We start from the raw sequence: 19,640 nt of genomic DNA, 5'->3' as shown, positions 1-19,640 counted from the left end.
ATATGATCCGCTTTAGGGTATAGCGAAAATCAGGGCTTTCCTCACCCTTTTTGCTGGATATCTCCCATACTGCAAAGGTCAGCCTGTTGACGTCTGGAGCATGGAAGATGAAAAACCCCACCTTATTGCAATGTTTTCACTGGTACTACCCCACCGGCGGCGAGCTGTGGCCTGAGGTCGAAGCGCTGGCGCCCAGCCTGAATGAAATCGGCATCAATATGGTCTGGTTGCCACCCGCCTACAAAGGCGCCTCGGGCGGTTACTCCGTCGGCTATGATACCTACGATCTCTTTGACCTCGGCGAGTTTGATCAAAAAGGGTCTGTCGCCACCAAATATGGCGACAAAGCGCAGTTGCTGGCGGCGATCAACGCCCTGAAGGAGCACAATATCGCCGTGCTGCTGGATGTGGTGGTCAACCATAAAATGGGCGCTGATGAAAAAGAGGCTCTGCGCGTTCAGCGCGTCGATGAGCAGGATCGTACGCAAATTGACGAGGAGATCATTGAGTGCGAGGCATGGACGCGCTACACCTTCCCGGTGCGCGCCGGACAGTATTCGCAGTTTGTCTGGGACTACAAATGTTTTAGCGGCATTGACCACATAGAGAACCCGACGGAAGACGGTGTGTTTAAAATCGTCAACGATTACACCGGCGAAGGCTGGAATGAACAGGTCGATGATGAGCTCGGCAACTTTGACTATCTGATGGGCGCCAATATCGATTTCCGCAATCATGCAGTGACCGAGGAGATCAAATACTGGGCGCGCTGGGTAATGGAGCAGACCGGCTGCGACGGTTTTCGTCTTGACGCGGTCAAGCATATCCCCGCCTGGTTTTATAAAGCGTGGATCGAGCATGTTCAGGAGGTGGCCCCGCAGCCGCTGTTTATTGTAGCGGAATACTGGTCCCATGAAGTGGAGAAGCTCCAGCAGTATATCGACCTGGTCGAGGGCAAAACGATGCTGTTTGATGCCCCACTGCAGATGAAATTTCATGAAGCGTCGCGCCAGGGCCGCGATTATGACATGAGCCAGATTTTCAGCGGGACGCTGGTCGAAGCCGACCCTTTCCATGCCGTCACTCTGGTCACCAATCATGATACGCAGCCGCTGCAGGCCCTCGAGGCGCCGGTTGAACCCTGGTTCAAGCCCCTCGCCTATGCGCTGATTCTGCTGCGGGAGAATGGCGTGCCCTCGGTCTTTTATGCCGATCTCTTCGGCGCTTCCTATGAGGATACCGGCGGCGACGGAGAGACCTATGCCATTGAGATGCCCGTTATCGAACAACTCCACGAGCTGATCGACGCCCGTCAGCGTTTTGCCCATGGCGTGCAAACCCTTTGGTTCGATCATCCTAACTGCATCGCCTTTAGTCGTAGCGGTACTGACGACGATCCAGGCTGCGTGGTGATCATGTCCAATGGCGATGAGGGCGAAAAGGCGCTGACGCTGGGCGAAAACTATGGCAACAAACGCTGGCGGGATTTTCTCGGTAACCGGGAAGAGATTGTCGAAACCGATGGCGAAGGCTGCGCGACCTTTACTTGTAACGGGGGGAGCGTTAGCGTGTGGGTGTTAGAGGAGGTGCTGTAGTTCCCTGACGCCGGGCGGGCCAGCTATGGCCCGCCAAAATCTCAGCGCGTGGAGGCCGGCGCGCTGACGGGCCCCGTCGCTCGCGCTTTGGCCCACGCCTTCTCGCACTCCGGAGTGAGACGTTCAACACGGGACAACGTCATCCGATCGTAGGAGATCGTGTTGCCCTCGCGCTCGACAGGATAGATGTCCAGGGAAGCGGTCACGTTGTAGATCTCACTGTCACGATTCATCAGTTTCCCCGGCTGCGCAATCACGCGCTGCCACTGGCGGCAGTCGAAGGTGTCCCCTTCTTTGGTGACAATCAGGCTGGCAATGGCGTCAGGACTCATCATCGCGCTCTGCGGCCCTTTCGTTTGCCAGAAACCTGCAAGGCCAGCCGGCGCTGGCGCTTTAACGACGTCCTCATAACGATCAACCTGTACGCAACCGGCCAGCGCCACCACCATGCCAGCAAAAAATAACTTTTTCATCATTCATCCCACAAGCCGATAAAAAAGTATTGTGGCATTAAAGCGTTAAGCCTTCCACCCCCACCGCAAAGGGATAAGCGAGCAAGCCAGCAACCGCTAACGTGGGTTTCATTTGAAGTAAGGAAATTCTGAAAGTAAAAGAATACTGGGCGCGTAACCATAGCATCTATGGGCACTTTTTGTTTTTAATTCGGTCACACTACCGGTTCTTGACTTTACTTTAAGAGTTTTCCTGGCAAATTATATGCATAGATGCGGAATAGTTTAATGGAGCTAATGGGTTCTTTCTAAACCTACTATTATTATCGCCCGCAAGGACTGCTTCGCACAGCCAGTGCGAAGTGTATATCGTTACGTGTTGATTGAGGATGGGTCATGTCAACGATGATTATGGATTTGTGCAGCTATACCCGGTTGGGATTGACGGGATATCTGACCAGTCGGGGAATTAAAAAACAGGAAATCGTTGAGGTCAACAGTGCTGCGGATCTGCAGAAACACTGTACGTCGTGTTGCCCGGCGGTGGTGTTTCTGAATGAAGACTGTTTCGTGCATGATGATGAAAGTAATGGCATTATTCGCCAGATCATTACGCAAAACCCGGCGACGCTGTTTGTTATCTTTATGTCGCTGGCGAACATCCATTTTGACCGCTATTTGCGGGTACGGAAGAATCTGCTAATCAGTTCAAAATCGATAACCCCAAAAGACCTTGATGTTATTCTGGTTAATTATCTTAAATACAAAAACACCAGTGTAGGGCAGTTAACTTTACCGACATTGTCACTGAGTAAAACAGAATCAAATATGCTGCAAATGTGGATGGCCGGGCATGGTACTTCGCAAATCTCAACGCAAATGAACATCAAAGCGAAGACGGTATCGTCGCATAAAGGCAATATTAAAAAGAAAATACAAACGCATAATAAGCAGGTGATTTATCATATCGTTCGGCTGACCGAAAACATCACCTCCGGTATTCAGGTAAATATGCGCTGAAACAAACTGGCGGCGCTCCCGCCAGTTCAGTTTTACGAGACCTCTTTTTCCACGAAAATCCCATCCGGGTGGCCTATTTCATTAAAAAACCAGATCCCCAGAGGATAGTCTTCCAGTGAAACCAGATACATCGTTCCTTCACTAAACGACTCAATCGCCAGCACTACCCCCGAGCGACGTGGGCCACCGTCGGTCTTCACCGTGACACGATCGTTCACCTGCATAATCATCTCCTCTATATTTTCAGCCAGTGTAGAACAAAACCACGCAACTCGCAGCGTCGCGGCACGTGACTGGCGCTTTTTTAGACCGACTATACTTAGAGAGGCTTGAGCGACGCTCAGCGAGGGGGTAATGATGAAGCACCAATTAACAGGCCAGACCGGGGACGACCTTGACGTCAACGTAGATGCCCTGCTGGCGGCGATAAATGAGATCAGCGAAAGCGAAGTCCATCGCACGCTGGACGACCCGCAGCGCGCCAGCATTGATGGCCGCGGGTCACATACCTGGCGTGAGCTGGCGGAGGCATTCGAACTCGATATTCACGATTTCAGCGCCAGTGAAGCCAACCGTTAGCGGCAGGCGAAAAAAATCCCGACTCGCAGGAGTCGGGATCAAACTTGCTAATGCAAGAAGCACTTGAAAATTCGTTACACCGGGAAATCCGATGCGTTGAAACATTATCCTCAATTATTTTGCATGACAAGAGATATTCATGACGCAAAATATTGAGAATGTTGGCGCTTGATGACTTATCGGGCTGCAAGGCTGATGTGAGAAGGCTTAGCCGCAAACCGGTTTCATTCGATAGCGCGATCGCCTGCGATCACTTTAAGATAATTCTCATTTTGCCAATCGACATCGAAACGTTTTACTCACGCTGCGCTGCGAAAACAGACCTGGTTACGCCCATTTTGCTTGGCCAGATAGAGTCGCCCATCGGCCACCGACTGCAGCGCTTCAAACTGATACTCCCCCCGCTCTTCGCTGGCGCTCACCCCTAACGAGGCGCTAACCCGCAGCGTCACGTTGTTATGCAAAAAGACTTCCCGTCCCTGGATACGCTGGCGCAATCGCTCCGCCACCGCCGCCGCTTCCTGCAGGGTGGTATTCGGCATCACGATACAAAACTCTTCTCCGCCCACTCTGCCCAGCAGATCGCCCTGCCGAACCGCGCTGGACAGCGTACTGGCCACCATCGACAGCACCCTGTCCCCCGCCTGATGACCATAGCGATCGTTGATGTGCTTAAAATGATCCAGATCGAGCTGGATCACCGCCAGCGGCCGTCCACTGCGCTGGCAGTCGCTGGCTACCGCCATCGCCTGTTCAAACAGTGCCCCGCGATTGAGCAGGCGGGTCAAGGCATCGTGCCATGCCTGCCACTCCAGAGAGGTTTGCAGAACGCTCATGTTGCGGACCATGCGGCGGATCACCAGCCAGGAGAGCAACAGCATCAAGGTGAAGAGGACCCACATCAGGGTCAGGGCGATGGTGATGGTGCCAAAGTTCCCGCGGACGCCTTCCCGCAGAGTGTGGATCCGCAGCAGCACGCCGTCAAAATTGCGCAGTTTGGCCCAGCTGATATAGCGCGTCAGCAGACGCAGCCCTCCCTGGTTATCATGGACAAACGCGCGGCTCAGCAACTCCTGCTCGCGCGGGGACAGCAGGGTCAGGACATTCCCCGGCGCGGAAGAAGCCAGCAGGTTCAAATGGCTATCATAAAGTTGGTACTCTCCCTCTTGTCCCCCCTGCATGGCGCTAACCAAAAACGCTTTGATTTCACTGACTGAGAAATCCATCGCCAGCACGCCGCGCCAGTAACCGGCAAAATCCAACGGTATCGAAGCGGTGACCACCTGCTCTTCCAGCTGCGGGTCATCGTCAGGAAAGGTTTGCCAGATAACACCTCGCCCCGGATTATTTCGCTGGGTCTGGCGGGTAAACCACGGAGCGCCGAGGGCTTGGGAATAGTGCGTTATCACCTGCGACTCATCCCGCAGCGGCAGGGTCGAGGTAAAAAAGCCGCTACGAGAGATATACTGCATCCGCTCGGCGAAATCGCGATCGTGCTGCGTCAGATTTAGCAGATAACCCAGCTCGAGCGTCGCCATTAGTTCATCAGCCGCCAGCGGATCGTCCACCAGCAGGATAGGGTTGTCGCCAGCGACGCTGCCTGAGATGCCAAACACCGGCAGCGTACGCCGATTCGGTAGCGCCACCCGCCAGGCCTGCTGATGGCGCTGGCTCAGATAGCGTTGGCTGGCCTTACGCAATACATCGATATCAAGCGGCTGTTCGAGCGCCGCCTGCATCCCATGGCGAAAAAACATCATTCTGTCGATGTTGAACTGCAACAGCCCATCCATTTCATGAGCGACGTTAGCCAGATTGTTACGCTGGTTGGCCACGTAGGCCTCTTCCAGGACATTGATTTCACGCCAGATCAGCAGCGTGGAGAAAAACAGCACTGCGATAAAACAAGCGTTAACCACATGCGCCGGGCGAGCCAGGTGGTAGCACTTTTTTAACTTCAACCGCAGTGGCTTATCCATCTTTCTCTCGCAGTACGTTGCGCAAACCTCGCGGCGTCAGCGCCCCGGTCTCTGTCGATACCCGGGGCGTTTTCAGGGTAGAACACGCGGCGCCGTTACGCTGCGTTTCGCCATGCTACTTTCCAGAGCCACGCAGGCTGCTCACCGCCTTAACGCCCGCCAGCACCACCGCGCCGATGATAAAACCCAGCACCAGGTTGGCGACGACCGGCAGCGTGGAGGCCATCACCCCACCCAACCCCGCGCTCCAGTGCTCGATGGCATGATGCAGCGGCGCAATACCGTGAACGACAATCCCCCCGCCGACGAGGAACATGGCCAGCGTCCCGACGATAGACAACACCTTCATCAGGCGGGGAGCGACGGCCAGGAGCCCTTTACCCAGCCACTGCGCCAGCGCACTACGTTTTTCCGCCAGCCAGTAACCCATGTCGTCCAGCTTGACGATCACCCCCACCAGGCCATACACCCCGATAGTGACCAGAATCGCAATCCCCGAGAGAATAAGGATCTGGTTAAGCAGCGGAGCTTCCGCCACGATGCCGAGGGTAATGGCGACAATTTCCGCGGACAAAATAAAATCGGTGCGAATCGCGCCTTTTACTTTGTCACGCTCAAAGGCCAGCGGATCGCGCTCCGCCAGCGCGGCGAGACGCTGCTGCCGCCGTTCAGGATCCTCTTTGTGTTTCCGCGCTTCCAGACTGTGCAGTACCTTCTCCACCCCTTCGAAACAGAGAAACGCGCCGCCCAGCATCAACAATGGCGTAATCGCCCAGGGGATGAAGGCGCTGATCAACAAAGCCAGTGGCACGAGGATCACTTTGTTAACGAACGACCCTTTCGCCACTCCCCAGACCACGGGCAACTCGCGATTCGCCCGCACGCCGGTAACCTGTTGGGCATTGAGAGACAAATCGTCGCCCAGCACCCCCGCCGTTTTTTTCGCCGCTACCTTGCCCATCACGGAAATATCGTCCAGCAGCGTGGCGATATCATCAAGTAATGTTAAAAGACTACTTCCTGCCAAAATGATTTTCCTTCTCTTTTCATCAATGTCTCCCTCGAGTATGCGTTAAAAAACGGCCGGTGCCCAAGGTACAATTAGTCAATATAAATTTAACAACCTGACGCAAATTAACCACTCGCCAGCACGATAGTTTTCACGTTTACTATATGTCCCCTTTCTATCTCTGCACCGTCGTGAGGAAGTATGTCTACCCGTCAGCTTTTACCGCTCATCGGGGCGCTGTTTGCGCTGTATATCATCTGGGGCTCTACCTATTTCGCTATCGCCGTCGGGGTCGCCAGCTGGCCGCCGCTAATGATGGCCGGCATTCGTTTTCTCGCTGCCGGCGTGCTGTTGCTGGGGTGGCTACTGGCCACCGGCCATAAGCTACCGGCGCGTCGTCCGCTGCTTAACGCTGCGCTGATCGGCGTGTTGCTGCTTGCGGTTGGCAACGGCTTCGTGACGCTGGCTGAACATCAGCACGTCCCCTCCGGCATCGCGGCGGTGATGGTCGCCACCGTACCGCTGTTCACCTTATGCTTCAGCCGCTTTTTCGGCATCGCCACCCGTAAACTGGAGTGGCTGGGCATTGCCATTGGCCTTGCGGGTATCGTGATGCTCAACAGCGGAGGCAACCTGAACGGCAACCCCTGGGGCGCACTGCTGATCCTGATTGGTTCCCTAAGCTGGGCCTTCGGCTCGGTTTACGGTTCGCGAATCGTACTGCCGACCGGCATGATGGCGGGGGCAATCGAGATGCTCGCCGCCGGGATCGTCCTGCTGGCGGCCTCATGGCTGAGCGGTGAAACCTTAACCCGCGTCCCTTCCTGGTCCGGGATCGCCGCCCTGGCCTATCTGGCCATCTTTGGCTCGCTGATCGCCATTAACGCCTACATGTTTTTAATTCGCAATGTCACCCCGGCGGTCGCCACCAGCTACGCCTATGTTAATCCGGTGGTCGCGGTGCTCCTCGGTACTGGGTTCGGCGGCGAGAGCCTGTCGCTCATTGAGTGGCTGGCGCTGGCGGTGATTATTTTCGCCGTAGTGCTGGTGACGCTGGGGAAATATCTCTTCCCCGTCCGCAGCGAGGCTACTCCTTGTAAGGCGTCGAAGTAGTCGTCAGTTCGCGGATCCCCTGCGTATCGATCTGCGCGTCGTGTCCGGCGCCGCAAATCCACTCTTCCAGACGCTCGGTGAGCGCCGCATCACTCAGCCTAAGGCGCCCGCGCAGGGCGCATTCCCAGATGATTAATACCCGCCAGCCCTCTTCGGCCAGCTGTTGCCGGTCGCGGGCGTCGCGCGCCACGTTACCGGCGATTTTGTCCAGCCAGAATGCCGTGCGGGTGGCCGGCACCTTAAACAGATAGCAGTCATGGTGATGCCAGAAACAGCCGTGAGTAAAGATAACGCAACGGTAGTCGGGTAAAGTGAAATCGGGACGTCCCGGCAGCGCGCGATCCTGGGCGACAAAGGTGAATCCCGCCCCGGTCAGCAGCGCCGCTATCCGCTTTTCGATCGCCGTATCGCGCGTGGCGATCGCCCGCATATTTTTACTGCGCGTCGCTTTATCGTGAACATCCGCCATCATTATCATCCGCTTCGCGGCGCGCCACCGCCTGAGCGATGCGCGGCGCCAGGAGTTTCGCCACCGCGGCGAAGACCGGAACCACCACCGAGTTGCCAAACTGACGATAGGCCTGCGTATCCGATACCGGGATGCGAAAACGCGCCCCCTGCGGGGATTCAAAGCCCATCAGCCGGGCGCATTCGCGCGGCGTTAACCGGCGAGGCCGCCGCTGTTGATTCAGCGGATCGTCAAAATGCTTCTCACCGAGCGGCCGGTCCCAGCCGCGATCGACGAGAATTTCGGCACCATCTTTATAGTAGCGGGCAGAAAGCGTCCGGGCCACGCTGTGGGGATTGGCGGGGTCAACCAGGCCATAACCAAAGCCATTGCCCCGCGCCTGATGCTTGCGGGCATAACGATAAAGATATTTCCACAGCACCGGCGTAAGAATAAATTTCGCATCGACCGTCGGCTCCAGCAGCTCGCCAAATGTTGGCCGCACCGCCGGGTACTGCGCCGCGATGTCGCGCAGCGTAAATCCAGCATGCAGCTGCAGATCGCGACGGAAACCCACCAGCACGATGCGCTCCCGGTGTTGAGGCAAGAAATGGCGCCCGTCAATCACCTTCGGGTCATCCGGCCCGGTATGCCCCGCGTCAGCTACTTCATATCCCAGCTCATCCAGCGTCTGCATGATGATACGGAAGGTGCGCCCCTGATCGTGGCTTTTGAGGTTTTTGACATTCTCCAGCACAAAAATCGCTGGCTGACGAGCCGCGATAATTCTCACCACGTCAAAAAACAGCGTTCCCTGGGTTTCGCAGGCAAAGCCATGCGCACGGCCCATCGCATTTTTCTTAGAGACGCCGGCAAGCGAGAAAGGCTGGCAGGGGAAGCCAGCCAGCAGCACATCATGCTGAGGGATAGATTCACGAATATGCCGCGCCGCCTCCTCGTCGCTAACGTCAGAACGTTGGCTGAGGGTAATATCGCGGATATCTTCATTAAAACGGTGCTGCTGCGGATCACAGTACCAGTTGGCCTTATAGGTGCGTACCGCGTGCTTGTTCCACTCGCTGGTGAAAACGCACTGCCCGCCGATGGCTTCAAAACCACTGCGGATCCCGCCAATACCGGCAAACAGATCGATAAAACGGAACCCATAGTGCGGATGATGGGCCGGCGGCGAAGGCAGGAGCGTCGCCAGATGAGCAACTTCCTGCGGGCGCAAACGCTCCGCCACGCGGCCAAGCGCCACCACGCGCTTGAGGATCGCCGCGCTCCAGTGCTGTTCGCCGACGCTCACCAGTTCGGCAACCAGCGTTTTTACATCGTAGATCGTCATCAGCTGACGCAGCAGCGCCTCAGCGTCTTCCCCGGCCTGTTCAGCCAACGACAACGACCTGTGTTCCTTGCTTAACTTTTGCGGCATATCCTCAACCAACGCGGACGATTTTGGCAGAGAGTACCATAAATCACCGGTCGGTTGACGCCTGCGGTGCAAAGCGGCGCAAAACCGCTTCATCCAGCGCCAGCGGCTCCCCCTGCAGCTCCGCGCTGAGCTTAGCCATAAATTCGACGAGAAAACGGGCATTATGCTGCGCCATCGCTTTCCCCTTGTCAGTTTGCATGGTTTCCGGCAGGCGCAGAAGTTTGCACTGGAAATGGTCGAGGGCATATTTGCGGTCATCCAGCGCCCGCCGATCAGCAAAAGGATCTTCGGCATCAAACAAGATGGTATTCAGGGCGCCGGCGACAGTGAAGACCCTCGCCAGACCAATGGCTCCCAGCGACTCGAGTCGATCGGCATCCTGAACTATTTTCGCCTCCAGCGTGCGCGGTGGGATCGCCGCGCTGAAGCTGTGCGCCTCGATGGCATGGCTGACCGCCGGGTAACGATCCGCAGGAAAATCAGCAAAGGCCGACTGCAGAATGGCGAGGGTTTTCTCGGCGGCCATTATCGAGGATCGACTTCGCTCCGGATGATTTTTTGGCAAGCTGACGATGTCATGAAAATAGCAGGCCGTGAGGAGTACCAGCCGGTCGACTTCCTCCCCCGCGGCCAGCTGAGTGGCGGTCGCCCAGACGCGACGAAAATGGGACAGATCGTGTGCGGCGTCATCCTGCGCATGGTGCGTCAGTATCCAGCGCTCAAATCGTTGCTGCCAGTCAACCAGGTCCATAGGCTTTCCTTTATCTGAGGGTCAGCCTCGAGCATAGCAATTTTAGCGCTGATGATCCTGCTCGCCGCGGGATGGACGCGTATACCAGACGACCGCGCCGAGAATAGAGCCAATGCCGCCGAGGACCAGCATACCCAACAGGGCGCCAAGCCATTTCCCGGCCGTTGTTCCAAAATCACCCTCCACGCTGGCGCCGGGAACGCTGTGAATTTTTCCCACTACCCACCAGTAACGCACAATGACCCAGACACAATATCCGCAAAAAGCATACAACGCCCAGAGCGCAAGTTTCCCTCCCGGGCTGCGTTTTGCCTGCTCTTCCATCTCATTCCTCTCCGTGACACAACAGACTATTGTCACTCAAAACGTGACACGCATCACATTATACCGCTAACCTGCGTCACAGGCAGCAGTTTCATCTTCGTCTTCTGCGCCTTCTCGCGACTTATGCTGCCAATGCGCACAGGCTGAAGAGATGTCCTTATTATCTCCCGTACGCTTAAAGCTATTCATTCCTTAATTATCGCAAGCTGGGTTGATAATCCCCTGGATATTTACATTCACACAAAATAAATTCCCATAATGAATAATGTACTTGATTATTATTTGTGCAATTTATTTCATAAAATTAACAACAACCTACCAAATATAAAATAAAGCATTGCTATATAAGAAAATAATGAATTTTGCACAAACATCAAAATTTAATATAAAGAACCACTTAGAAATATTTTGAAATGTTTAACATTATTTATTTACATATTTTATTTTAAATAAAGATGAACTTAGTCGTTAGTATCGGATCGTCATTCCGGAGGGATTGTCATAATTCATAGAAATTATTATTAAAAGGGAATATATAATGAAAAGAAAAGTACTGGCACTCATGGTTCCGGCATTATTAATGGCTAGCGCCGCTAATGCCGCCGAAATCTATAACAAAAACGGTAATAAACTGGACCTCTACGGGAAAGTTGACGGCCTGCATTACTTCTCTGACGACGCTTCAGAGGACGGCGACCAGACCTATGTTCGCTTTGGTCTGAAAGGCGAAACGCAGATTACTTCCGAGTTAACCGGCTACGGTCAGTGGGAATACAACATTCAGGCGAACACCAGCGAAAAAGAAGGCGCGAATTCCTGGACCCGTCTCGGCTTTGCCGGCCTGAAGTTTGCCGACTGCGGGTCGCTGGACTATGGCCGTAACTACGGCGTGGTCTACGACATTGAATCCTGGACCGATATGCTGCCGGAATTCGGCGGCGATACCTACACCCAGACCGACGTTTACATGACCGGCCGTACTAACGGCGTGGCCACCTACCGTAACAGCGATTTCTTCGGCCTCGTCGACGGCCTGCATTTCGCCCTGCAGTATCAGGGTAATAATGAAAACGCCGGTTCTGGCGAAGGCACTAATAACGGTGGGAAACGTAAGCTGGCGCGGGAAAATGGCGACGGTTTTGGTATCTCCAGCTACTACGATCTCGATATGGGCATCAGCTTCGGGGCAGCGTATTCGTCTTCTGACCGTACCCATAACCAGCTGGCGGCCGCGCGTAGCAGCCAGCGTTATGCCAACGGCGATAAAGCCGATGCCTGGACCGTCGGCGCGAAATATGACGCCAATAACATCTATCTGGCCGCCATGTATGCTGAGACCCGCAACATGACCTTCTATGGCAACGATAGTTTTGGCGGAATTGCCAACAAAACGCAGAACTTCGAAGTGGTCGCGCAGTATCAGTTCGACGACTTTAATTTACCGCTGCGTCCGTCCGTGGCCTATCTGCAGTCGAAGGGTAAAGATCTCTACGCCTATTCTCGCTACGGCGACAAGGATCTGGTCAAGTATGTCGACGTGGGCATGACCTACTACTTCAACAAAAATATGTCCACCTATGTGGATTATAAAATCAACCTGCTGGATGAAGACGACCGCTTCTACAAAAACAGCGGTATCGCGACCGATGATATCGTCGCCCTCGGCCTGGTCTATCAGTTCTGATCCCCGTCAAAGCCCGCGTTCAGCGGGCTTTTTTATGTTCCCGCTCCGTTGAGATCACTCTTTTCGACATTGCCGCTTTCCAGGCGTACCTTCCCTCTTTATGATGCGTTTAAGCTCGTTCGGGCTAAAAGCGGCGATAAGGTGCCAAAAGGATAAAGCGCGCTACCGCGACTCTACGCTGAAACCAGGACGATGATGATGGTGATACCCCAGCGCAGGCGTTATACCTGAAGCTAACGGTGTTATTGAAGGGAAGGTTAGAGCAAGAAAAGTGGCGGAGAGAGGGGGATTTGAACCCCCGGTAGAGTTGCCCCTACTCCGGTTTTCGAGACCGGTCCGTTCAGCCGCTCCGGCATCTCTCCGCTGTGATGGTTGCTATAATGCCAGGATCTTTGGCATTTTAATAGCTCCCGTTTCGGTAATTGTGTTCAAGTGACGACTTTGCGAGCAATATGATGTTTAAATGGCCCTGGAAAGCAGATGATGAGTCCGGCAACGCAGAGATGCCCTGGGAGCAAGCGCTTGCCATTCCGGTTTTAGCCCATCTTTCGTCCACTGAGCAGCACAAGCTCACGCAGATGGCTGCCCGTTTTTTACAGCAAAAGCGGCTGGTGGCATTGCAGGGGCTGGAGCTGACCCCGCTGCATCAGGCGCGCATTGCTATGCTCTTTTGTCTGCCGGTGCTTGAGCTGGGCATTGAGTGGCTGGATGGCTTCCATGAAGTGCTGATCTACCCTGCCCCTTTCATCGTCGATGATGAATGGGAGGATGATATTGGTCTGGTCCACAACCAGCGGGTGGTACAGTCGGGACAAAGCTGGCAACAGGGTCCTGTAGTGCTGAACTGGCTGGATATTCAAGACTCTTTTGATGCGTCAGGCTTTAACCTTGTGGTGCATGAAGTGGCGCATAAGCTTGATACGCGGAACGGCGACCGGGCCAGCGGCGTGCCGCTTATCCCGTTGCGTGAAGTTGCCGGCTGGGAGCATGATCTCCACGCCGCGATGAACAACATTCAGGATGAGATAGATCTGGTCGGCGAAAGCGCCGCCAGTATTGACGCCTATGCCGCCACCGATCCCGCAGAGTGCTTTGCTGTCCTCTCGGAATATTTTTTCAGTGCGCCTGAACTGTTCGCGCCTCGCTTCCCGGCCCTGTGGCAGCGTTTTTGCCACTTTTACCGCCAGGATCCGCTGGCGCGTAGACGTGAGAATGGCCTGCAGGACGAAGGCGATCGGCGCATTGTTCACTAAAACAACGTGTTGAGCTAAATTTAGCCATTTGAATCAGCAGGTTAATTTTAGTGTTGACACAAAAATGCGAGGCCAGTAGTATGCGCCTCGTTCACACGATTCCTCTGTAGTTCAGTCGGTAGAACGGCGGACTGTTAATCCGTATGTCACTGGTTCGAGTCCAGTCAGAGGAGCCAAATTTAAAAATCCCGCTCAGGGAAACCTGAGCGGGATTTTTGCTTTCCGTGATCCTCTCCGCTCCCCAAGCATGCAATCTTATCCTGGTGTAGGTGCTATTTTCTTGCTATGAGGCAAGCTGAACGGCCGTGAGCCCCACGCTCCCGCAAAGGCTTAAATAAAGGCGGTTTAACCGTGCCGGACCATACCTGGGTGTAAGGCAATCATGCGCGGTTCCAAAAAAGATCGGCAACACCGTCGCTTCTGACATCTCTCCGCCAGCGGGTATAAGCAGCATCGTACCGTAGGTATCGTCCAAGGTTCCGTATGTGATCCCCGCAGGTGAAAATCAGCGATGCTGCTTCCAACCTTATGGCTACAGACTTTCGATCCGGCGGTAACCGCTGGGTCTGCCGCTGCGTAGCAGACATGGAGGATGCTGAAAACAGCCTGTCCAGTGCGGCGATGACGCCCAGGGGACGGCTACGGGTGGATGTACCGAGTCCGCTGGCCCGCCTTATTCTGGTGCCGGCGCTACCGGCTTTCCACGCCCGCTACCCTGATATCCAGATCGACATGGGTGTGAGCGACCGGGGAGTGGATCTGATCGGCGACAACGTGGATTGCGTTCTGCGCGGTGGTCAAATCACCGACCAGTCCCTAATCGCACGCCATGTCGGCGATTTGCAAATCGGCGTCTACGTCGCCCCCAGCTATGTGGAACGCCTTGGCGCTCCCGCACACCCGCGCGAGCTGCAAAATACTGACCATTGCATAGTGGGATTCTTGTCCTCACGCACCAGTAAGATTGATCCTTTGGTACTGTGCAGTGAGAATGAACGTATTGAAATCACGGGCAACTACGTACTTGCCGTGGATGATGGCAATGCTTACCACGAAGCTGGGTTAGTTGGCTTAGGCGTGATTGCGCTGCCCAACTATATGGCGGCAGCGCATCAGGCCGTTGGCGCTTTGATTCCATTATTTACACAATGGCGGATTAGCCCAATGCCTCTGTACCTGGCGTTTCCACGGAACCGCCATGTCAACGCCAAGCTGCGCGTTTTTATTGACTGGATCGTTGAAGTGATGCTGCAGCATGTCCCCATTGCCAACAATCAGTGACGCCATCCCCTGATTCGCTTATCAGCGGCGATGGGGTTCAGCGGTAGTGACTGTGGTCAGGCGTGTTTTGACAATAGGGATTCAGCAGAACTCATCCGTCTTATATTCTGGATAATGGCTATCATAAGCGGTATCTTCGCTTTCATGGACAATGGCAGCCCAAAAAAAATCCTCAGTAACAAGATTAAGTCCATAGGCATATTTGCAGACTTTATCATCCCCTCCTGAGCATCTCCTGGCGCCCTCATTAAAACGCCATCACCGCCACTGCTGATAAGTTAAGGATCGGTTTCCCGATCCTTATTCCCAACAACGTTGAATGCATCGACAGCAAAAGAGCCTTCTTACAATAGCCGTTAATCAGACTAAACGACCCGCTACAAACTTCCCTGCGCCGCTGTGGCGCTGATATTCACCGGCATGCCGGAGCGGCGCTGCAGGGTTTGCTCGGCCTGCGAAGGACTCACTCCCGGCCCCTGAGTAAACTCGCGCAGCGCCGAGGTCATCGGCAAGGGGACTTTTCTGTCGGATTCAAACTCCGCGCGGTTGCGCGACAGCGGCTCGTGCACCTCCAGCCAGTGACTGCCGTCCGGCTCCACGCTGTACTTCACCGGCTGATCGATCAGCTGAACCCGCGTCCCAACCGGCACGTTATCAAACAGGAATTTAATATCGTCATTGCGCAGGCGGATGCATCCCTGGCTGACGCGCAGCCCGATACCAAAGTTGGCATTGGTACCGTGGATGGCGTAGAGCCTGCCGATGTAGATCGCATACAGCCCCATCGGATTATCGGGCCCGGGGGGCACCATCGCCGGCAGCGTTTTGCCCTCTTTCGCATACTCGCGGCGGGTATTGGCGGTTGGCACCCAGGTGGGGCCTTCCTGCTTACGCTCTACTGCCGTCACCCAGTTACGCGGCGTTTCGCGTCCCGCCTGACCAATGCCGATTGGCAGGACTTCGACGCTATTGCCCAGCGGCGGGTAATAATAGAGACGCATTTCGGCAACGTTGATCACGATCCCTTCGCGCACGGTGTCGGGCAGGATCAGCTGTTGCGGAATAGTCAGCGTCGAACCGGAGCGTGGCAAATAGACATCGACCCCGGGGTTGGCTTCCAGCATATTGCTTAACCCCTGGCCGTACTGGGCGGCAAAACTTTCCAGCGGCTGGGTGTTATTGTCCGGAACGGCAATGGTAAATGCGCTGCCCACCAAACGGCTCCCCTCCGGCGGCAGCGGATAGCTGACGGCCAGCGCGCCGTGACTGGCAAGCAGCATCAGCGCAGTACAGAGTAATTTCACACGCCGCATCGTCATTTTCCCTTCCTCAGTCGCGACTAACGTGTGTGAATTATAGCGTTATTTCCACTCCCCGACCCGCTGGCCAGCATTTCCTTAAATCTGATAGTCGATTGCGGCCTCTTCCGGCTCCATCGCCTGACGCTTAATCTCATCCAGCGACAGTCCGGCATTGCACAATTCGATAAAGCGCCAAACGTAATTCCGCTGCAGCTGGCCCCGCTTCAGTCCCAACCACACGGTATTGGCATCGAACAGATGGCGGGTATCAAGACGCGTAAAGGTGTCCGCTTCCCGGGCATCACCGGACTGCTCGGCGACCAGCCCGACGCCCAGCCCCAGTTCCACATAGGTCTTGATCACATCGGAATCCTGCGCGCTCAGCACGATATCCGGCATCAACCCCTTGCGGTTGAACGCCTCATCAATGCGCGAACGGCCAGTGATCCCCTGGCGGTAGGTGATTAACGGCCAGCGGGCGATCGCCTCCAGCGTCAGGGGAGAAACCTGCGTCAAAGGATGATCCTTCGGCACCAGCAGGCTGTGATGCCAGCGGAACCAGGGGAAAGCCGCCAGCGTCGGATCGTTGCTCAGGCGCTCGCTGGCGATGCCGATATCCGCTCCGCCGTTATGCAGCAGCGCTTCGATTTCCTGCGGGGTACCCTGCACCAGCTCGACGCGAACATCTGAGAACAGCTCGCGGAAAGCTTTAATGACCGGCGGCAGGCTGTAGCGCGCCTGAGTATGGGTGGTGGCGATAGTTAAGACGCCTGACGCATCGTTAGTGAAGAGATCCGCCAGCCGCCGAACGTTACTGGCTTCATTGAGGATCCGCTCGGCAATCGATAACAGCGCTTTACCCGGCTCGGTCATGCCTAACAGGCGTTTGCCGCGGCGGATAAAGATCTCAATCCCCAGCTCCTCTTCCAGTTCCCGGATATGGCGACTGACGCCTGACTGCGAGGTATAGAGCATATTCGCGACTTCCGTCAGGTTGTAATCCTGACGGGCCGCCTCACGGATAATTTTCAGCTGCTGGAAGTTCACCCTTTCCTCCGGGCCAATGGACTTAACGTATCTGCTATTGTTAAAGTCTGTTGTCCCAGGTAACAAATAATAAAAACCAGCAACTTATTCCTTAAGAGAATATACCCTAACTGACCAGCTGCAGTTCACGGTTTTCCAGCGATGGGCGGCTCACCAGAGACAGCAGGATCTCTTTCACCGCCTGCGCCTGCGGCGACAGACTGCCGCGAGCCGACATGTTCAGCGACAGCGACAGGCTCATTGAAGGCGTGCTGATCCGCGCCATCCAGCCGTTCGCCGCCCCGCACAGGGAACGAGCAGCTGATTCCGGTAACACCGTCGCCCCCATGCCGCTGGCGATGGCCGCGGTCAGGGTGGTGATGGATTCGATCTCGCCGATAATTTTCGCCGACAGACGACGCAGGGTGAATGCCTCGGTGACCCGCGCCCGCACTGCGCTGTAATCGCGCGGCAGGAACAGGTTCATCTCCGCCACCGCAGTGAGATCCACGCTCTGCCCCGGGCAGTCGCGGGTGCCGACCAGGTAAAGGTCTTCTTTCAGCAGCGGCTGGCTGACGATGCCTGCCACCGGCGAACGCTCATAGAGCACCGCCATATCCAGCTGGCCCGCCAGCAGCTTGTCATTCAGCGCTGTGCCGCTGCTCTCCTGCAGATAGACCATCACCTCGGGCAACTCATTGCGCACCGTTTGCAGCAACGGCATGGTAATGGCGGAGGCCGCGGTGCCCGGCGCCAGGCCGATCGACACCTGACCACGCAGCGTCTGGCCGACGTTATTGACCGCCAGCTGCGCCTGCTCGCACTGGCGCAGGATAGTGCGCGCATGGGTGTAGAGAATTTTACCGGCTTCCGTTGGCGTGACCCCTCGCTTGGTGCGTATCAGCAACTGCTGGTCCATTTCACCTTCCAGGGTCGCGACCTGTTGGCTGAGGGCCGGTTGGGCGATATGCAAGACTTCAGCGGCCTGGGTCAGACTGCCGATATCGACGATTTTCACAAAATATTTCAGTCGTCTTAAGTTCATTTTGCCTCCTGTAAGGAACGCCAGCGTCAACGCTGGGAGTATGATGCACTGGCTTTTGCAATTTGCTTGCCAGCTTTGCATTTCCTCGGCTGTCGCCCGCCGCAGGCAGTGTTATAAGGGATAGTGATAGCAATTCGGTTTTTATTTGCCCGGTAAGCAGATTGTGGTATGCCCCATTAGGGGTACATTCGCACTACAACGGTGCAACATGGTGAAAAAAACAGCGCATGGGTGGCGATTGCTGAAATTGTCAGCAGTCGAACGCAATTCTTTGAATCAGGCTTTGACAAGGCCGGATGGCGTCGTTAATATGCGCCCCGTTCACACGATTCCTCTGTAGTTCAGTCGGTAGAACGGCGGACTGTTAATCCGTATGTCACTGGTTCGAGTCCAGTCAGAGGAGCCAAATTTAAAAAGCCTGCTTTCGAGCAGGCTTTTTGCTTTTCAGCGCCGGTACTTCTGCCGGAAGGCGAATGGCCACCCTCCGGCGATTGCGGCTTTAGCGTAAACTCTCTTCCTTCAGATCTATCTCCCGCAGCACCTCATAAAAAGTGATATCGCTGATGTTATGGGCGCGGCGCAGCCGGAACAGCTCCTGACGCTGGGCGATAATGACCTCTCGTTGCATATATTTCTCCAGCCTGGCGCGCTTAGCCAGCTCCAGCCCGACATCCTGCCCCTCGTCATTGTCGTTATAGTGAAGCCGCCGCTGATAGGTCTCGAGCAGCATATTGCCGGCATCGGCCCGCAGGGCCTGCTCACTGGGATCCTCTACCGTCTCGTCCAGTAGCGCGTTAAGACGGTTAATGGCCACCTCGGTCATCACGGCGCCAATGTCGTCCTTACCGGTGTCATGCGGTAGATCATCGGCAAGATAACGAGTCATAAACGGCAGACCGATAGCCGCCACCACCAGCGACATCAGGATCACCGCCATCGAAAGAAAGATCAGTAGTTCACGGCCCGGGAACGGCGAACCATCTGCCAGCACCACCGGCAGCGTCAGAATACCGGCGAGGGTCACAGAGCCCTTCACTCCCGCCAGCGCCATGACGGCGAGGATACTGAAGCGTGGACGGACGGTGATGGCCTTGCCCCGACGTTTGCGGCGAAAAATTGTCAGCTTCATCGACAACCATACCCAGGCGAAGCGCATCAGACCGAGCGCCAGGGTGATGGCCACGGCGTACAGCAGCAGATACCAGGGCGAAGAGACGCCGGCCTGGCTGGCTACCGCCGGCAGCGTCCTGAGCATGCGCGGCAGCTGCTCGCCCAGCATCAGAAAGATCATCCCGTTGAGGGTGGTCTGCAGCATGGACCATACCGCGCTGCTTTTCATGCGCGT

At 55.5% G+C, this 19,640-nt stretch carries 18 protein-coding genes, 3 tRNA genes and 2 pseudogenes; 10 read left to right on the top strand and 13 right to left on the bottom strand.

Annotated features, from left to right (window positions below; genetic code table 11):
* Nucleotides 1-107 precede the first annotated feature (107 nt).
* A complete protein-coding gene (gene amyA / locus HMPREF1024_RS23815; protein WP_004175398.1) occupies nt 108-1,595 on the top strand; it encodes an alpha-amylase in 1,488 nt (495 codons plus the stop codon).
* Between the two features lie 41 nt (nt 1,596-1,636).
* Here amyA and yedD read toward each other — a convergent pair whose 3' ends face one another.
* Complete coding sequence (gene yedD / locus HMPREF1024_RS23820; protein ID WP_004189223.1) at nt 1,637-2,071, bottom strand: lipoprotein YedD; 435 nt, start codon at nt 2,069-2,071, stop codon at nt 1,637-1,639.
* A gap of 372 nt (nt 2,072-2,443) precedes the next feature.
* Here yedD and rcsA point away from each other — a divergent pair, with 372 nt between their 5' ends.
* On the top strand, nt 2,444-3,067 hold the full coding sequence (gene rcsA / locus HMPREF1024_RS23825; protein WP_002911561.1) for a transcriptional regulator RcsA: 624 nt from the start codon (nt 2,444-2,446) through the stop codon (nt 3,065-3,067).
* A 32-nt stretch (nt 3,068-3,099) separates the two neighbouring features.
* Here rcsA and dsrB read toward each other — a convergent pair whose 3' ends face one another.
* On the bottom strand, nt 3,100-3,291 hold the full coding sequence (gene dsrB / locus HMPREF1024_RS23830; RefSeq protein ID WP_002911586.1) for a protein DsrB: 192 nt from the start codon (nt 3,289-3,291) through the stop codon (nt 3,100-3,102).
* A gap of 133 nt (nt 3,292-3,424) precedes the next feature.
* On the opposite strand from dsrB, the gene HMPREF1024_RS23835 reads away from it, so the two are divergent.
* The gene (locus HMPREF1024_RS23835) at nt 3,425-3,646 is read left to right on the top strand and encodes a YodD family protein (RefSeq protein ID WP_002911589.1); all 222 of its coding nucleotides are present in this window, start codon (nt 3,425-3,427) and stop codon (nt 3,644-3,646) included.
* 299 nt (nt 3,647-3,945) lie between these two features.
* Here the strand turns inward: HMPREF1024_RS23835 and dgcQ are convergent, their stop codons facing one another.
* Complete coding sequence (gene dgcQ, locus HMPREF1024_RS23840; RefSeq protein WP_009307521.1) at nt 3,946-5,625, bottom strand: cellulose biosynthesis regulator diguanylate cyclase DgcQ; 1,680 nt, start codon at nt 5,623-5,625, stop codon at nt 3,946-3,948.
* 115 nt (nt 5,626-5,740) lie between these two features.
* Nucleotides 5,741-6,652, bottom strand: coding sequence for a DUF808 domain-containing protein (locus HMPREF1024_RS23845; RefSeq protein ID WP_009307520.1), 912 nt, complete (start codon nt 6,650-6,652; stop codon nt 5,741-5,743).
* 183 nt (nt 6,653-6,835) lie between these two features.
* Between HMPREF1024_RS23845 and yedA the strand changes: the two genes are divergently transcribed.
* The gene (yedA, locus tag HMPREF1024_RS23850) at nt 6,836-7,747 is read left to right on the top strand and encodes a drug/metabolite exporter YedA (protein ID WP_004184683.1); all 912 of its coding nucleotides are present in this window, start codon (nt 6,836-6,838) and stop codon (nt 7,745-7,747) included.
* Here yedA and HMPREF1024_RS23855 read toward each other — a convergent pair.
* The 4 genes from HMPREF1024_RS23855 to drpB all read right to left on the bottom strand — a co-directional run bounded on the left by HMPREF1024_RS23855 (nt 7,722) and on the right by drpB (nt 10,705).
* Entirely contained in the window at nt 7,722-8,216 is a 495-nt protein-coding gene (locus HMPREF1024_RS23855; RefSeq protein ID WP_029499066.1) for a very short patch repair endonuclease, read from the bottom strand. The two genes, yedA and HMPREF1024_RS23855, sit on opposite strands and share 26 nt — an antisense overlap.
* Nucleotides 8,197-9,597, bottom strand: a complete 1,401-nt coding sequence (locus HMPREF1024_RS23860; protein ID WP_004175390.1) for a DNA cytosine methyltransferase — start codon at nt 9,595-9,597, stop codon at nt 8,197-8,199. The genes HMPREF1024_RS23855 and HMPREF1024_RS23860 overlap by 20 nt, the downstream gene beginning before the upstream one ends.
* 76 nt (nt 9,598-9,673) lie before the next feature.
* Nucleotides 9,674-10,381 carry a phosphohydrolase gene (locus HMPREF1024_RS23865; RefSeq protein ID WP_009307518.1) on the bottom strand — a complete coding sequence of 236 codons (708 nt, stop codon included), beginning with the start codon at nt 10,379-10,381 and terminating at the stop codon, nt 9,674-9,676.
* 42 nt (nt 10,382-10,423) lie between these two features.
* Nucleotides 10,424-10,705 (bottom strand): cell division protein DrpB, encoded by a 282-nt coding sequence (gene drpB, locus HMPREF1024_RS23870; RefSeq protein ID WP_004151461.1) that lies wholly within the window; start codon nt 10,703-10,705, stop codon nt 10,424-10,426.
* Between the two features lie 538 nt (nt 10,706-11,243).
* Here drpB and ompC point away from each other — a divergent pair.
* Entirely contained in the window at nt 11,244-12,389 is a 1,146-nt protein-coding gene (gene ompC / locus HMPREF1024_RS23875) for a porin OmpC (protein WP_002911596.1), read from the top strand.
* A 272-nt stretch (nt 12,390-12,661) separates the two neighbouring features.
* Here ompC and HMPREF1024_RS23880 read toward each other — a convergent pair.
* Nucleotides 12,662-12,751: transfer RNA gene (locus HMPREF1024_RS23880), tRNA-Ser, on the bottom strand.
* A 90-nt stretch (nt 12,752-12,841) separates the two neighbouring features.
* Here HMPREF1024_RS23880 and mtfA point away from each other — a divergent pair.
* The 4 genes and pseudogenes from mtfA to HMPREF1024_RS0125435 all read left to right on the top strand — a co-directional run.
* Nucleotides 12,842-13,642 carry a DgsA anti-repressor MtfA gene (gene mtfA, locus HMPREF1024_RS23885; protein ID WP_004227143.1) on the top strand — a complete coding sequence of 267 codons (801 nt, stop codon included), beginning with the start codon at nt 12,842-12,844 and terminating at the stop codon, nt 13,640-13,642.
* Between the two features lie 100 nt (nt 13,643-13,742).
* Nucleotides 13,743-13,818 (top strand) — tRNA-Asn (locus HMPREF1024_RS23890).
* A 352-nt stretch (nt 13,819-14,170) separates the two neighbouring features.
* A complete protein-coding gene (locus tag HMPREF1024_RS23895) occupies nt 14,171-14,923 on the top strand; it encodes a LysR substrate-binding domain-containing protein (protein WP_223177840.1) in 753 nt (250 codons plus the stop codon).
* A 30-nt stretch (nt 14,924-14,953) separates the two neighbouring features.
* Nucleotides 14,954-15,151 (top strand): annotated as a pseudogene (locus HMPREF1024_RS0125435) (hypothetical protein); the annotation flags it as partial.
* 149 nt (nt 15,152-15,300) lie between these two features.
* Here the strand turns inward: HMPREF1024_RS0125435 and ldtA are convergent.
* The 3 genes from ldtA to nac all read right to left on the bottom strand — a co-directional run bounded on the left by ldtA (nt 15,301) and on the right by nac (nt 18,295).
* Complete coding sequence (gene ldtA, locus HMPREF1024_RS23900) at nt 15,301-16,242, bottom strand: L,D-transpeptidase (protein ID WP_004175386.1); 942 nt, start codon at nt 16,240-16,242, stop codon at nt 15,301-15,303.
* Between the two features lie 78 nt (nt 16,243-16,320).
* A complete protein-coding gene (cbl, locus tag HMPREF1024_RS23905) occupies nt 16,321-17,271 on the bottom strand; it encodes an HTH-type transcriptional regulator Cbl (protein WP_004180456.1) in 951 nt (316 codons plus the stop codon).
* A 106-nt stretch (nt 17,272-17,377) separates the two neighbouring features.
* Nucleotides 17,378-18,295 carry a nitrogen assimilation transcriptional regulator NAC gene (gene nac, locus HMPREF1024_RS23910; protein WP_002911729.1) on the bottom strand — a complete coding sequence of 306 codons (918 nt, stop codon included), beginning with the start codon at nt 18,293-18,295 and terminating at the stop codon, nt 17,378-17,380.
* 330 nt (nt 18,296-18,625) lie between these two features.
* Between nac and HMPREF1024_RS23915 the strand changes: the two genes are divergently transcribed.
* Nucleotides 18,626-18,701: transfer RNA gene (locus HMPREF1024_RS23915), tRNA-Asn, on the top strand.
* A gap of 93 nt (nt 18,702-18,794) precedes the next feature.
* Here the strand turns inward: HMPREF1024_RS23915 and HMPREF1024_RS23920 are convergent.
* A pseudogene (locus HMPREF1024_RS23920) lies at nt 18,795-19,640 on the bottom strand (Na+/H+ antiporter); the annotation flags it as partial.

This window comes from Klebsiella sp. 4_1_44FAA (assembly GCF_000238715.1).
GTDB classification, from domain to species: Bacteria; Pseudomonadota; Gammaproteobacteria; order Enterobacterales; family Enterobacteriaceae; genus Klebsiella; species Klebsiella pneumoniae.
The sequence above is the reverse complement of the archived record's forward strand: the minus strand, read 5'-3'. Positions and strand labels throughout refer to the sequence as shown.

Excerpts from the sequence above, each read along its gene's own strand:
- rcsA (WP_002911561.1), top strand. The coding sequence starts at position 2,444 with ATGTCAACGATGATTATGGATTTGTGCAGCTATACCCGGTTGGGATTG.
- drpB (WP_004151461.1), bottom strand. The coding sequence starts at position 10,705 with ATGGAAGAGCAGGCAAAACGCAGCCCGGGAGGGAAACTTGCGCTCTGG.
- yedA (WP_004184683.1), top strand. The coding sequence starts at position 6,836 with ATGTCTACCCGTCAGCTTTTACCGCTCATCGGGGCGCTGTTTGCGCTG.
- yedD (WP_004189223.1), bottom strand. The coding sequence starts at position 2,071 with ATGATGAAAAAGTTATTTTTTGCTGGCATGGTGGTGGCGCTGGCCGGT.
- ldtA (WP_004175386.1), bottom strand. The coding sequence starts at position 16,242 with ATGACGATGCGGCGTGTGAAATTACTCTGTACTGCGCTGATGCTGCTT.
- amyA (WP_004175398.1), top strand. The coding sequence starts at position 108 with ATGAAAAACCCCACCTTATTGCAATGTTTTCACTGGTACTACCCCACC.
- nac (WP_002911729.1), bottom strand. The coding sequence starts at position 18,295 with ATGAACTTAAGACGACTGAAATATTTTGTGAAAATCGTCGATATCGGC.
- mtfA (WP_004227143.1), top strand. The coding sequence starts at position 12,842 with ATGATGTTTAAATGGCCCTGGAAAGCAGATGATGAGTCCGGCAACGCA.
- dsrB (WP_002911586.1), bottom strand. The coding sequence starts at position 3,291 with ATGCAGGTGAACGATCGTGTCACGGTGAAGACCGACGGTGGCCCACGT.
- HMPREF1024_RS23835 (WP_002911589.1), top strand. The coding sequence starts at position 3,425 with ATGAAGCACCAATTAACAGGCCAGACCGGGGACGACCTTGACGTCAAC.
- dgcQ (WP_009307521.1), bottom strand. The coding sequence starts at position 5,625 with ATGGATAAGCCACTGCGGTTGAAGTTAAAAAAGTGCTACCACCTGGCT.
- ompC (WP_002911596.1), top strand. The coding sequence starts at position 11,244 with ATGAAAAGAAAAGTACTGGCACTCATGGTTCCGGCATTATTAATGGCT.
- HMPREF1024_RS23855 (WP_029499066.1), bottom strand. The coding sequence starts at position 8,216 with ATGGCGGATGTTCACGATAAAGCGACGCGCAGTAAAAATATGCGGGCG.
- HMPREF1024_RS23895 (WP_223177840.1), top strand. The coding sequence starts at position 14,171 with ATGGCTACAGACTTTCGATCCGGCGGTAACCGCTGGGTCTGCCGCTGC.
- HMPREF1024_RS23865 (WP_009307518.1), bottom strand. The coding sequence starts at position 10,381 with ATGGACCTGGTTGACTGGCAGCAACGATTTGAGCGCTGGATACTGACG.